The sequence below is a fragment of the Paenibacillus tyrphae genome (assembly GCF_024158745.1).
Classification (GTDB): Bacteria; Bacillota; Bacilli; order Paenibacillales; family NBRC-103111; genus Paenibacillus_G; species Paenibacillus_G tyrfis_A.
On the sequence record NZ_JAMZAW010000019.1, the window covers coordinates 161,813 to 174,751 of the forward strand.

Annotated in this window: 9 protein-coding genes; all 9 read right to left on the minus strand. The window is 52.3% G+C overall.

Annotated elements, in window-relative coordinates; all coding sequences use genetic code 11:
* Position 1 precedes the first annotated feature (1 nt).
* The 9 genes from NI000_RS36805 to NI000_RS26090 all read right to left on the minus strand — a co-directional run bounded on the left by NI000_RS36805 (position 2) and on the right by NI000_RS26090 (position 12,565).
* On the minus strand, positions 2 to 442 hold the full coding sequence (locus NI000_RS36805; protein ID WP_301292692.1) for an acyltransferase: 441 nt from the start codon (positions 440 to 442) through the stop codon (positions 2 to 4).
* The gene (locus NI000_RS26055; protein WP_253414289.1) at positions 384 to 1,811 is read right to left on the minus strand and encodes a hypothetical protein; all 1,428 of its coding nucleotides are present in this window, start codon (positions 1,809 to 1,811) and stop codon (positions 384 to 386) included. Before NI000_RS26055 ends, NI000_RS36805 begins: the two co-directional genes overlap by 59 nt.
* On the minus strand, positions 1,804 to 2,925 hold the full coding sequence (locus tag NI000_RS26060) for a glycosyltransferase (protein ID WP_253414290.1): 1,122 nt from the start codon (positions 2,923 to 2,925) through the stop codon (positions 1,804 to 1,806). Before NI000_RS26060 ends, NI000_RS26055 begins: the two co-directional genes overlap by 8 nt.
* 30 nt (positions 2,926 to 2,955) lie before the next feature.
* The gene (locus NI000_RS26065; protein WP_253414291.1) at positions 2,956 to 4,296 is read right to left on the minus strand and encodes a flippase; all 1,341 of its coding nucleotides are present in this window, start codon (positions 4,294 to 4,296) and stop codon (positions 2,956 to 2,958) included.
* Between the two features lie 60 nt (positions 4,297 to 4,356).
* On the minus strand, positions 4,357 to 6,186 hold the full coding sequence (locus tag NI000_RS26070) for a polysaccharide biosynthesis protein (RefSeq protein WP_253414292.1): 1,830 nt from the start codon (positions 6,184 to 6,186) through the stop codon (positions 4,357 to 4,359).
* A 20-nt stretch (positions 6,187 to 6,206) separates the two neighbouring features.
* Positions 6,207 to 6,887, minus strand: coding sequence for a CpsD/CapB family tyrosine-protein kinase (locus NI000_RS26075; protein WP_253414293.1), 681 nt, complete (start codon positions 6,885 to 6,887; stop codon positions 6,207 to 6,209).
* Entirely contained in the window at positions 6,871 to 7,626 is a 756-nt protein-coding gene (locus tag NI000_RS26080) for a YveK family protein (protein ID WP_253414294.1), read from the minus strand. Before NI000_RS26080 ends, NI000_RS26075 begins: the two co-directional genes overlap by 17 nt.
* A 54-nt stretch (positions 7,627 to 7,680) precedes the next feature.
* Entirely contained in the window at positions 7,681 to 8,478 is a 798-nt protein-coding gene (locus tag NI000_RS26085; RefSeq protein ID WP_253414295.1) for a tyrosine-protein phosphatase, read from the minus strand.
* A 559-nt stretch (positions 8,479 to 9,037) separates the two neighbouring features.
* Entirely contained in the window at positions 9,038 to 12,565 is a 3,528-nt protein-coding gene (locus tag NI000_RS26090; protein ID WP_253414296.1) for a family 10 glycosylhydrolase, read from the minus strand.
* Positions 12,566 to 12,939: the final 374 nt, after the last annotated feature.

The window sequence follows — 12,939 nt, forward strand, 5'->3', positions numbered from 1 at the left end:
CTCAGATAGATTTAATAGGTTTTGCCGGGACTCCGCCGACAACGGTATGCGGGGGCACCGGCTTGGTTACGACCGCTCCGGCGGCCACCACCGCTCTGCTGCCGATGTCCACGCCCGCCAAAATGCGGCAGCCGCAGCCGATCCAGACGTCCGATTGAATCGTGATCGGCGCATAGTTGACCGGGTTGTCGCGAATCGGCAAGGTGGCGTCATCCCAAGCGTGCTCGAATGAAATCATCGAGGTTTGATGCGCGATCGACACGTCGTCATCGATCGTAATGCCGCCTCCCGCATCCAGATAACACTGTTTATGTATGCTTACATTGCTGCCGATGGAGAGCTTCTCCCAATGCTTAATCTCAACGGACCGGCCGACGAATACGTTATCGCCGCACTTCGGAATTAACCGCTTGAGAAGGCAGTAGCGCGTTGCGAGCCCCAAGGGCTCCGGCAGCAGGTCGGTCGCATGCCACGAGCTCTTGAGCAGAGGCTTCGGAACGATCGAGAACAGCGCCGTAAGCAGGTTCAGAAATCCTTTGTAGCGATGAAATTTGTCCCTTCCTCGGATGACAAGCCTCTCCTTTCTTGGAATGAACCGCTTTTGGCCTGAATAACCACGCCAGCGTATATGCGTTCATCATGTACAGAATGGGCACGACAGGCACTTTTTTCCGGACCATGTTATCCCCGATAGTCCCTACCCCGTACTCCAGATTCCGCTCGGTCACCGTGACGAAGCCGACCAATACCAGCGTGCAGCCGAAGGTGAACAGCAGAATAAGGCACATCGCAAAAAACGAACGCGTCTCCTTATGGCGCAAAAACACCGTCACGGACAGCCCGAACGAAATCATCATATAGACCGCCTCCGCCGTACGCATCACAAACTCCATATCCCAATTGAACGCTTTGAACGGATTCGGAGAGATGAACAGAAAGACCGTGAGCATGAAGGAATTCAGAAGCCCGGTCAGTCCCACCTTCCAGAACACTACGCCCAACGCTGCGATGAGCATGAGCAAGGCGGCTTTGAAGCTTCGCCGGAACAGAAAGTAAAAGGACAAAATATATACGATCGAATAATCTCTAAGCATGGTCGTGTAGAACAAGATGATAATGAACAAAATGTATCTGCGGTTTAATAAAAGCTGGGTACACAGCAGCCCCAGGAAGGCGCACGTGATGTCCTTGCCGAACACGGAGGACATGTACATCAGCGCCGGACTTGCGAGCAGCCCGATAATCAGCACCGCGTTATACGTTCGTTTGCCCGACTCCGAAAGCTCGTACGTAAAAAACCTGTCGTTCAGCCGGTAAGTCATATTGCAGCACAGCACGAGCAGAAAGGAATTAAACGTAATGATGACCAGCGGATCGGCCAAATCCAGAAATTTATAAAATGGCATGTACATAAGCCCGAACACCGGATACGCCGAAGAATTCAGCCAGTTGGTCGTAATGTGCTCCGTCGCATAACGGATAAAATCGTCCAGCTTCGGATAGAACGTCACCTGCCGGAAATAGCCTCTGGCGTCGGGGCCGAATAAAGGGTCCGTCGTCAGCGCGTAAATCCATTTCCCGATCAGCATCACCATGAGCCCGATATAGAGAACGACCGGCTGGTTGGGCCACTTCAGCATGACGAAAAAGGGAAGCAACAACGTAAAGAAAAAGACAAGCCCGACATCGAGGTCCCACTGGGTTACCCATTTGGTCGACAATATCAGCAGGGCGGCGTACATCCATAGCATCATCGTTTGCACCAAGGGGTTATCCCTTGCAGGCGGCAGGTCAACCTTCCGTTCAAGCATGATAAATGTTCTCCAGCCGCCGAATGCTCTCGCGGATATCGTAGCCGTGCTTTTTCAAGAAACGATGCCTCGTCGGCCAATCCGGCGCAGCCGAACGTCCCAGTATTCCCGTAATCTTGTCGACCCATACCTCGGGCTGCAGCTTAAGATGCTCCACCATACCGAAGCTCAGGTCGGCTTCAGCCGGCACATGCTCCGATACGAGGCTGGGTACGCCGCCGGCTTGAGCTTCGATGACGACAATGCCCAAGCCTTCGAATAGCGACGGCAGCAGGAACACATCGAAAGCGCCGATAATTTCCGGAATATCTTTGCGGGCGCCCAGGAAACGGACCTGTCGCCGGATGCCCAGCGTCTCCGCAAGCCGCTCCATCTCCTCGCGCAACCTCCCGTCTCCGACCAGCACGAGCTGCGCCTCGGGGACCTCTTTAACCAATAAGGAGAAGGTCTCCAGCACGAAACGGTGATTCTTCTCTTCGCTGAACCGGCCGATATGCCCCACCACCGGAATCGACGGGTCGGTCACGCCGATACGCTGCCTGAGCCCGCTCCGATCCGCGGGCAGCTGCTCGTATGGCAGCAGATTGATCGCATTGGGCAGCAGCTCCGTGCGGGTATCATTCCAGCAGCGGGCCCCGAAGAGCGATTCGCATGCCGGCCTGGAGCAGCCGATCAAATGCGTGCTGTGCTTTAAAATCAGCGATTTCATATAGTGGCGGTACAAGGTGCGGAATAGCGTCGTCCGCTGTTCGGCATTCACCGTATGACTATGACACACGCGAACCGGGACGCCGATCTCCTTGGCCAGCTTCAGCACATACCCGCTGAATTGGAAAATATGGCTGTGAATGGCGGCATAGGGACCATTTTCTCTCACGTTATGCAAAAATTGTTCCCGGAACGGGCCAAGCCCTTTCCGGGGATGCGGCTGCAGCAGGATTTTCCCGCCGAGCTCGCGAATCTCACGATCGTAGAACCCTTCGCCTTCCAATTGGACCGCAAAATGAAACTCGAACCGTTCCCGGTCGATGTTCCTGTAAATGTTCATCAGCAGTGTCTCGACACCGCCGGGATCCATTTTTCCGACAACATGCAATATTTTAATCGCGCTCATCTTACCCTCCCGGATGACTGTATCCTTTGGCTATGATTTGCTTCCGATACGTCCCGGCATCCATACGCCGGTCACGATCTGCATGAATTGCTTGACCTTGTACATCATGCTGAAATAGCAGAACGCCGTCGACAGCAGGTTCGCCAAGGCCGCTCCGATCATGCCCAGGCTCGGAATCAGCAGCAGATTAAACGCTACATTCAGAACGGTAGAGATCATTAAGATCCGGCTGGACGCGCGCTGCTGCCCGGTCATCGTCATGACCGTTCCAGATTGTCCGCAGTAGGAATGAACGAGATGGCTCAGCGACAGCAAAATGAGCGCAGTCGAGCCCGCCTTGAACTCTTCCCCGAACAAGCCCAGAATCCACTGGCCCAGCAGCAGAATCGTCAGGAAGACCAGACCGGCGAAGGCGAACCCTGATCGGCCGGACAGCGTGCATACCTTTTGCATTTGCTTCATGTCGCCCTTGGCATAGGACTCCGAAATCATCGGGGCCGCAATCATATTGATCGACGTAATCGCAAACGAAACCATCGTCGCGATCCGCACGGCTGCCGAGAAAATTCCGGACTCGCTCGTGCCGTGCATCATGCCGATCATCACGACGCTAAGCTGTCCCAGAATCAGATACATGCCCGAGTTCACCATCAAGGTCAGCGATTCCGACAGCCAATGCTTCGTTTGAAACCGATGCGGATGCCCTTTCGTATGCGGCGTTAGCTTCCGGTTAAGCACCCAGGCCCCGAACAAATACGACAGCAGCATCGACCCGACAAAGATGACCATCGCTTCGAATGCGCCGGCTTTCACGTGAAATATGACGGTGTAGGCATACAAAATGACGATGCAAAATACAGGGCGCAGCACCTTCTCCGGCAGTTGGGCAACCAGCACTTCCTTGAGCGCCAGCAGTGAGCTTTGCCTTAACGTCGCCGTCGCCATCAATGGAATGATCAGCAGTCCGGTCAAAAACGTGTAATAAAACTCGCCTCCGCTGTTCCTGTACATCACGTAAATGACAATTCCGCTAACTCCCATCAGCACGAGCGATACAAGCAAGGTTAGCTGGTTCGCCCGGCGCAGCAAGCCTTTGACATCGCCCCACAGCTGGTCCGCCTTGTAAGAAGACACGAACCGGACAATCGCCGTATCGAAGCCGAGGTTGGCGGGAAAAGCTACAAAGGTGATGACCGTCATGACAAAAGCATAATATCCGTAGCTGACGACCCCGAGCAGCCTGGCCAGCACGACCTGCATCAATACGGCAAGCCCGACGCCGGCCACATTCATAATGAACGAGAGGGAGCCGCTTTTCGCGAGAATTCGGGAAACGTTCGTTTCCGTTCGATGTAACGTTGTCTGTTTCATACATACCTTCTTCTTCGTTAGTCTGAATCTCGGGATCGTTTCCGTTCGTTTCGGCTCCGCTTAGGAAACGTTGCTGTACGTAGGCACCAGATGCTTAAGCACCTCGCGGATTTCCTGCTGCCCTTTGCCAAGCACCCTCTCCAGCTTGCGGATCTCGAATTCCAGCTCCGTCCGGTTGATGTTCATCGGCTTGCCGATGAAGATCCGGTCATGCATCGTCGAGGAAATGCCTTCTTCGTTCGTTAACAGCTCCTCGTACAATTTCTCGCCTTCCCGCATGCCCGTAAATTCGATGTTGATGTCGACATTCGGCTCGAAGCCGGACAAGCGGATCAAGTCGGCCGCCAGATCGTAAATTTTCACGGGCGCGCCCATGTCCAGAATGAACACCTCGCCGCCCTTGGCAAAAGCGCCTGCCTGAATGACAAGCTGAACCGCCTCGGGAATCGTCATGAAGTAGCGCACCATCTCCGGATGGGTTACCGTCACCGGACCGCCTCGCTGAATCTGTTCCTTAAACCGGGGAATGACGCTGCCCCGGGAGCCCAGCACGTTGCCGAAGCGGACGGCGACGAACTTCGTTTGGCTCTGCTTGTCCAAGCTTTGAATGAACATCTCAGCGATCCGCTTCGTCGTCCCCATTACGCTTGTCGGATTGACCGCCTTGTCCGTGGAGATTAAGACGAACCGCTCCGCTTGGAACAGATCGGCGCACTCGGCGACATTTTTCGTGCCGAATACGTTATTCTTGACCGCCTCGGAAGGATTTCGCTCCATCAACGGCACATGCTTATGAGCTGCCGCATGGAAAACGACCTGCGGGCGATGATGGCTGAACATCTCCTCCAGCCTCGTCCGGTCCTGCACATCGGCAATGACCGTCTCCAATTCGAGCTCCGGCGCAAGCCGACGCATCTCCATCTCAATCGTATAAATGCTGTTTTCGCCATGTCCCAGCAGCAACAGCTTCCGGGGGCGGAAAGGGGCGATCTGCCGGCACAGCTCCGAGCCGATCGAGCCGCCGGCGCCCGTAACGAGGACGATCTTATCCTCCACGTAATTGGCAATGCCGTCCAAGTCGGTCTTGATCGGATCTCTCCCGAGCAAATCCTCCACCTGCACGTCGCGCACTTGGTTTAAAGTGGTTTTGCCTGCAATAATCTCCTGCAGATGAGGAATAATTTTCAGGCGGGCTTTCGTTTGCTTGCAAATGTTAATAATGTCCGTGATTTGCGTCTTGGACACCGAAGGCATCGCAATTATGACTTCGTCGATGCCGTGTTTTTCGACAATCGCCGGAATTTGTTCACGGCCGCCCAGTACAGGGAGACCGTACACTTGAAGCTTTTGCTTATAAGGATCGTCATCGACGAAAGCAAACGGCATCGTGTCGTAAGCCTCGTTGCTCTTCAGCTCCTTGGCAAACAGCGTTCCGCAGCTGCCCGCTCCGACGATGAGCGCCTTCTTCGGTTCGTCTGCCCCTTGCCGCTTGCTGCCGAACTTGTCGCAGAACACTCTCCATACGAACCTGCTTCCGCCGAGCAGCAGCAGCATCGTTTCGGCGGTATGCAGGGCTATCGTGAACGAAACCGGCTGGGCCGAGATCGCATTCGTCGCCAAGTAGGACACCAAGCCGCTGACCGCCACCGTTTTCGTCATCGAAATCAGCTCGCCGACACTCGCGTACTGCCAGATCCGATTGTACAGCTTGAAGAAAAACATAAACGCCGTGCTGACGATGGAAGAAATCGTCGCATACAGCAGCCACAGCTGCATCTGATCGGCTGGAATGGAGCTTTTATACGAGAAGTAAAAGGCAAAGTAGACGCTAAGCCATACCATACCGAGATCGATTGCGACCAAAATCCCCGTTCTTTTGGAATAATTCATCGTTCTTCCTCCCACAGGTTTTATTCGTTGCCGTAGTAATAATACGCATTGCCGGATGGCCGGGCGATTCGGTTCAGCACAACGCCCAGAAGGTTGGCCTGCACTAACTCCAACGAGTTTTTCGCTTTCTGCGCCATGTCACGTTTGATTTTCCCAGAATCGATTACGAGAATGACGCCGTCGCACTTGGCCGCAATAATTTGCGCGTCGGTTACCGCTAGCACCGGAGGCGTATCGAGCAGGACGATGTCATATTGCCGTTTCAGCTCCTCCAGGAGCCCGGTCATTTTTTGCGAAGCAAGAATCTCCGACGGATTCGGCGGAATAGAGCCCGAGGTCATCACCTCCAGGTTCGGGACATCCGTTACTTTGACGGCCATGTCCAGCGTACATTGAGAGGTAAGCACATCCGTCAGTCCGTAACGGTTGGATAGATGGAACGTATGATGCGCCGTCGGCTTGCGCAGGTCGGCATCGATCAGCAGCACCTTCTTATTTGATTGAGCATATACGACCGCCAAATTATTGATTGTCGTCGATTTCCCCTCCATCGGACCGGAAGACGTAACCATTAATGTCCGGTACACCCGGTCAACGGATGAAAACTGGATATTCGTGCGCAGCGTCCGATACGACTCGGAGATTGGCGATTTCGGATGACTGTGCGCAATGACGGGACGCCGCTTAGCGGACTTGGACATTGGATAGTTCACCGACCTTTCGCTCGGAAGACATGGAGCCTTTATTCGTCTCCAGATCCTGTTCGTCGATTTTGGTAATTAAAGCAAGCGTCGGCAAGCCCAGATAGCGTTGGACGTCCTCTTCCGTTTTGACCGTATCGTCCATATATTCCAGTAAAAAGACGAGCCCTACGGAAAGCATAAGCGAAGCGAGAAAACCGAGCGCGATATTCAATAACGGGTCCGGTTTAATGGGACGGGGCTGCTTGGCCGGATCGGCTTGGTTCAACAAAATCACATTATCGACCTTCATGATTTTCGGAATTTGGCTTTGGAACACCTGGAACACGGCATTGACAATATGGGCCGCCTTCTCGTAGGACGAATCTTGAATCGAGATGGTGAGCACCTGGGTTTCATTTACCGAGCTCAGCTTGATCTTGTTGATCAATTGCTCGGAGGTCATGCCGAAATCGGGATGCTCCTTCGCCACAATGTCCATAATGGCCGGGGTCTTAATAATTTCCTTGTAAGTCGTGACAAGTGAAATATTCGTATTGACGGAATTTAAGTCCAATTTCACAACACCGGCTTGATCGGGCGATGAGTTAATAATCAGCTTCGTCGAAGCTTCATACACGGGCTTCATGAAAAAATAGCTCACGATACCGGCAGCCGTACAACTAATCGCGACGATGAGAACAATCAGCCATAGACGTTTGCGCAACACGCTCATCACCGCTTTTAAATCGAAATCCATGGTCACGTTATAAATAGCCTCGCTTTCGTTTGGTGTGATTTTCCCTATTGTTCTTTATAACGAACGATTCCTCCTAAAAAAACGCGGTAATTGGGTAAAGAAAAAGCTCTTTCGAACTTGCCGAACCGGCCTCCAAACATCAAAGCTCCGGTCCTGGACCAAGGATTTCGCATTATGCTGGTAATACTTCACATAATCACCTCCGAGCTTTTCAGTCACGATGCCATAGGCCCGCTGCAAATGAAACGGGCGGCGAACGGCATCATGGGCATCCGACGCGATAAAATGCACCAGATTTCTTCGGCATAGCTCTAAAGCAACCGAACGGACCTGAGGTCCGAAATAACCGGTTATGGAATGGGAAGTCACTTGCGCGAGAGCCCCGTGCTCTATCAGCTTCAGCAGCTTGTCCGGCTGCTCCGCGATTTCCTTGTTGCGTTCCGGATGGGCGATGACCGCCGTCAGATTTCGAATCGACAGCTCATGAAGGATCTCCTCGACCCGTTCCGGAAGCCTGGACGACGGAAATTCGATCAAGATGTAGGACGACCCGTTCAGAGTCAATAATTGATTAGCATAAAAATCGTCAAGCCACTGCGGGTGAGTATGAATCTCTTGACCGCTGCAAATCGTTAAAGGGATTTGGTGCCGCACGAGCTGCTCCTGCAAAAACGACACCGCCGTTTCGACAGTTTGTGCAGGATTACAGTAGCTGCCCTTTCGATGATGAGGCGTGGCGACGATCGTCGAAATCCCTTCCTGAACGGCCAATCGAGCGAGCTCAAGCGACTGCTCCAGGCTGGCAGGACCATCATCCAAACCATGAAGAACGTGACTATGTATGTCGATCAATGTCTGCTTCCTCCCGCTTATCCCGACTATATAAATTATGGCACATTTTCAAAACGAACGATGAGGGAACAGAGTTGTGTATTTGATTAGTTAAAAATGATTATTTTTCAATTATGGGTACAGGATTTAACAGGCACTTAATGTAATAAAAGATACAATTTAAAAAAGGTTTTAGCCATTAAATGTAACGTATTGCATAAACTTTATTCAATATATACATAAATTTACATTCATAGTTTTTTAAAGAATGAAAGCGCTTTTGTTTTTCATGAAAATGGAGAAAAGCTCTTTCATTAAAAGGCCTCGTGAGGATTTTTAAAAAAATGTGATCTCCACCCTTTTGGGTATATTTGGAATACAAAATTTGGTCGATTTTGGGACTTTGGATTGACTACAGGTAAAAACACCCAATAGATTGGGCAAATTGGAAAAAACTAAGCCTACTCACTCCTCCCTGTAAAACGAACTATGTCTGGGTCATTGAACACATTTTTCGCTTCCCCCAAGGCCCAGAAATAGGAAAGGCACCCAGCTCTTGAATGCCGGATGCCCTCGATTTTCAGTTTAAAGCTTGCGCCAAACGAATAAGCAAATCCCCGAGCTCTGCCGGTATTTTCTTTCCGCTTAATGCCGAAACTTCGTGGATATAGGCTTGAATTTGCTTATGCTCCAGCTTTTTCACCAACGAATTGACTACGCCGTGGCCGCCCGGTCCTGTCACCAATTGGCGCGTCACGTTCGCAAGGCTCCCATAGGTAACCTGTACCGTATACGTTGCAGCGGTGACCGTCGTATGGCCCGCTTGATCCTGGGCCGTGGCCGTCACGGTGCCTGTGCCAAGCGGGAGATTATATCCCGGCTGATCGACCAACGGTCCTCCACAAGAACTGTACACGACACCGGATACCGTATCCGTGGCCGTACAAACAACCAATACCCGTTGATCAACCGTATAACTGCCTGCACCGGTCCACTGTATAACCGGCGGCGTTTTGTCGATGGAGATGACAACCGATTGCAGCAGTTCCGTATTGCCCGCTTTATCGGTTGAACGGAACGATACCGTGTGCGCGCCTTCCTTGTTTATGAGCAGCGGGTCCCGGTATAGCTGCCATTGGCTTCCGCCGCTCAGGCTGTATTCCGTCCGTTCGATGCCCGACTGCTCGTCTGCCGCCGTCAGCTTTAGCTTCACGTCGGATATAAACCAGCCGTCCCGCCGCTCTCCTTCCAGCGTCGCCGTCGTGACAGGCGCTTCCCGGTCTGTCTGGTTGGTCACCGTTATTTTGTTGCTAGCTGCGCTCTCGTTATGCAATCTGTCGCTGGCTGTGACCACATAAGTATACGTTTTTCCGTCAGCCGTTATCGGGTCTACGATCTTCTGCGTGACGGCATCTCCAACTTTGCGTACCGATGCGACAATCGCCTCGGGATGCTCCAGTCCGGGGACTTCCTTCCCCTCAAAGCGGTAAACCACATAATAGGCCTCATCCCGTGAACCGCCGCCTTCCCAGGTCAGCTCCACTCCGCTCTCTTGCCGTACGGCAGCTTGCAGAACCGGCGCTGCAGGCGCCTGCGCATCCAGCCAAGGCATAGCGGGTATGAGCGCCCGATGCGGGTACAAGTCTTGCTTCAGGCGGTTTCCGAACCCGAGCGGGTTGGCAAGCAAATCTTTGGCCGAGAAAAACATACTGCCGCGAACCGTTTCAAAGTTGCGGTTAAACACAAGCTGGTTGGGCAGTTCGTCCGGCTTCTGCCATGCCGGGTCCGCCGAGCCGATCCGGTAAGGCGCCTGCCCGATGTACAGGTGAACGTTCTTCCCTTGCGTTTCTTTGGTCCACCAATCGATCAGCTTCTCGTAGGCGGCCGGCGAATAGCCGAAGTTCCAATAAATTTGCGGAGTAATATAATCCAGCCAGCCTTGCTGTATCCAAGTTCTCGTGTCCGCGTACAAATCGTCATAATTCCGCAGCCCGTTCGTGTCGGAGCCTGTCGGGTCATCCGCTTTGTTTCTCCATATTCCGAAAGGACTAATCCCGAATTTGACATGACTTTTTTCACGGTGGATGGCCGAGCTTAACTGCTGAACCAGTCCATTGACATTGTTTCTCCGCCAATCGGCCTTATTGCCGAATTGTCCCCCGTATTGCCGATACGTGTCTTCATCGGGAAAATCGACGCCGGCTGCAGGATATGGATAAAAATAGTCATCCATATGAACTCCGTCGATGTCGTAGTTTTTCACCACTTCAAGCACGCTTCCGATGACAAAATCTTTCACCGCCGGAATCCCGGGATTATATAACAGCCTTCCTCCATAGGCAACGGTCCAATCCGGATGCTGCCGGGCCGGATGGTCCGCCACCAGCTTATCGATCCGGTCCTGCATGCTAACCCGGTAAGGATTGAACCAGGCATGAAACTCCAAGTTCCGCTTATGAGTTTCCTCGACCATAAAAGCCAAAGGATCGTACCCGGGATCCTTGCCTTGAACGCCGGTCAGCCACTCCGACCATGGTCCGTATTTCGACGGATAGAACGCATCGGCCGTCGGCTTCACCTGCACGATCACGGCGTTCATCCCAAGGGCCTGAAGCTCATCCAGCATCCGGGCAAAATCGCGCTTCTGCTCCTCGGGCGTCACGACTCCCTTTTTCGGCCAATCGATATTTTCCACCGAGGCAATCCAAGCGGCTCTCAGCTCCCGTTTCGGCATCGCGGCCGGTTGGTTGACGACGAGCATTTTATCGCTGGATTTCCCCCCGTAGCTAGCCGTAATTCGCGTGGCTCCTACTTTCAATGCCGTTACAGAACCATTAGAATCGATCCGCGCTATATCGGAATTGCTGCTCTTATAGGTCGAACTGCCTGTAACGTCGACCGGTTCGTTCATTAATGAATAGGTAGCGCTTACTTTGGCTTGCTGCGTTTGTCCTACGTTCATCGCCTTCATTTCGGCCAGCTCGATTTTTTGCAAAATGGGCACCGGCTTTTTCACCGTAAGCGTGTAGCTCGAAGTCTGGCCGCCGAAGCTTGCCGTAATTACGGCTTCCCCATCCTTCATCGCCTTGAGCTTCCCGGTCGTGTCGATTGCCGCTACCTCAGGATTGCTGCTTTGGTAGGAAACGCCGCTGACGATCTCTATAGGCTCGCTATTGGAAGGATACGCGGCAAATACCTTAACCGTATCGCTATCTCCCACCGTCAGCGTGCCGGATGCCGATAGCTCAATGCTTCGCGGCATCGGAGTCTCCGCCGTTACCGTCAAGGAGAACAGAGCCTGCGGTGCGTTAGTCGCTGTGGCCGAGATCATTGTCGTCCCGGGCTGCAGCGCCCTGACCAGACCGGACTCGTCGATCGCCGCTATGGTTGGATCGCTGCTCGCATAGACGATTCCACCCGTAACTTCAACCGGCTCCGGACTCCCGCTATACGTTCCGTACACCTTAGCCTGCAAGGTATCACCGCTTTTCATCGGCGCCAAGCCGCGCAAATCCAGCGCATACATACTGAAGTCGGCATAAAAAGCACTCAGCCGGTCAAAATACAAGGTGCCCCCGTTTTTATTATTATCATTGGTTTCGACGATATAGATTTGGTTTAGCTTCATGGGCAGCTCCATCCCCGCAGGAACGGATGCCGTGACGTATTTCCAACCTATCCAATTTAACCCGCCGCTTCCCGTAAAATCGGTTGTCGTCTTTTTGCCGGAAGCATCTTGAAGCTGGGCACGCAGCCAGTGATTATTTCCGTCCCCGTATACCCACATGCCGAGCTTTTGGGGGGAACCTTCCAGTGTACGTCCTGCAGAGCCATCGGCGTCCTTCAAATTAATATAGGCCGCAGAGGTACCGAGAGTCCCGGTAAATTCATAAGCAAGCACTCCGGAGCGGTATCCGTTTCTTACGGGCCCCGGTCTTCCGGACATGGTCAAGGTGACCGCATTCGCCCTGACCGAAGAGGCATAAAGGTTCGCCTCGTTCTCGAAATCCTCGATCGATACGGAAGAGCTAGAAATCAGAGACGTGGCTTCGTTTTTCTCTTCCGCATAAGCAACATTATTATCCCCAAGAACTGCAGGAAACATCATATTAACGAGCAATAAAATGATTATGTAAGCGATTGCATTTTTGATTATAAAAAAGCTTTTGCTTTCCATCGAATCCCCTCCGCAGCCTGATAATGAATCGTAATTCCTTGCTATTACCGAGTTTCTTTTTTGACCAGCTCTGCATCTCCCTCTTCCTATGTAATGTTCGCGTCAAGTTTTAGTAAACAAAGTGACTTCCACATAATGACAACCGATCAATCACAACTCATTATAGACGCTCAGAAAAATAATTTCAATAAATTTATTTATCGTAAAATTTTATTTCAAAGTACATGAAACGTGCTTTCGATAATCTTTTGCTACGGCTAAAAGAAAACACAAAAAAAGAACCCCAGTCGAGGTTCTTCTTCTGT